The sequence below is a fragment of the Vibrio sp. Vb0888 genome (assembly GCF_033338835.1).
Lineage (GTDB): Bacteria > Pseudomonadota > Gammaproteobacteria > Enterobacterales > Vibrionaceae > Vibrio > Vibrio alginolyticus.
Map to the genome: position 1 here is coordinate 1 of NZ_JAWOTL010000349.1, position 1,026 is coordinate 1,026.

Consider the following 1,026-nt stretch of genomic DNA (forward strand, 5'->3'; position numbering starts at 1 on the left):
ATACCGATCTCAATAGCTTGATGCGCGAAGCATAACCTAATTCAACGCCATACCCTTTGGATAAGTTATCGATCATTTTGAAGTTTCGCCACGCCACCAGCAACATATCAGCGGCGGCGAGTGGACTTACCGCAACTAACGCAGCAGACTCAGTCGCATGCTGAGAAACCACTTTTGTAGCGAGCTTGTCTTGTTGACTAACGACCATAGAATCGTACATATCAAGGATTTCCGCATCACTGTGTGCTGGATTAATGCTGTTCTGCCAGCGATCAAAGCCTGGGTTTTCTGCTAATACACCACTCTGTTCCGCCACCTTTTCGCAAAACACCTTGCCTTTACCCACACTGTCACTGTGAACGAGCAGTTCGGCTTCTTCTTGAATGCTGAAATGATTTCTTAATTTACGTAGCTTCCAGAGTTCTTTACCGATGGCACCTAGGCCCAATGATGCCACAGCAGTCATGAACCCCGCCCAACCTAATGCTAGCCAGTCAGCCGTTTGCACCGCAGTGACAACTGAGTCCACAGCCTGCCACCCGACCAATCCGGCAAAAGTAGCAAACACGCCGGTTGCGAGCCATTTTCTGCCCGGCCTAGGGCGAATCACGTGTTCAAGTTGCAGTTCTTGTTCGGTTTCAATTCGATCTTCTTCTATCTTCACTGGTACAAAAGTTTCTTTTTCACTGAATGTCTTTTGCGCCGTTAACTCTGGTGAATCCGATTGCTGCTCTTTCTCTAGTGCTTTGTCAGAGAAAATTTGTTTCTGCTTCAATTCGCTCATTTCAATTTGTCTCCTAGCAGATAATCCAGTGCTTTATCTAGACGTATGTGTTTCATCGGTTCATCACTTGCTGACGGCATAGGACGGAAGGAAGTAAAGTCGAAACCACTGTTTTGCCAATAGGCAGCATTGGGTAGCTTCTTAGGCACCTCTCCTGGGAACATCGTCATTGCCTCACCGTTTAAGGTCGTCCCTTGTAACGCAGAAATGGTTTTGTCGCCTGAGGTAATAAACCCAGAAGT

The 1,026-nt window shown here is 47.1% G+C and carries 2 protein-coding genes; both read right to left on the reverse strand.

Annotated elements, in window-relative coordinates; translation table 11 throughout:
• Positions 1–784, reverse strand: a 784-nt coding sequence (locus tag R7P72_RS26170; protein ID WP_318111185.1) for a TIGR01620 family protein, incomplete at its 3' end; no start/stop codon positions are given.
• Positions 781–1,026: YcjX family protein (locus R7P72_RS26175; protein ID WP_318111187.1), on the reverse strand; the 246-nt coding region annotated here is incomplete at its 5' end. The genes R7P72_RS26175 and R7P72_RS26170, both read right to left, overlap by 4 nt.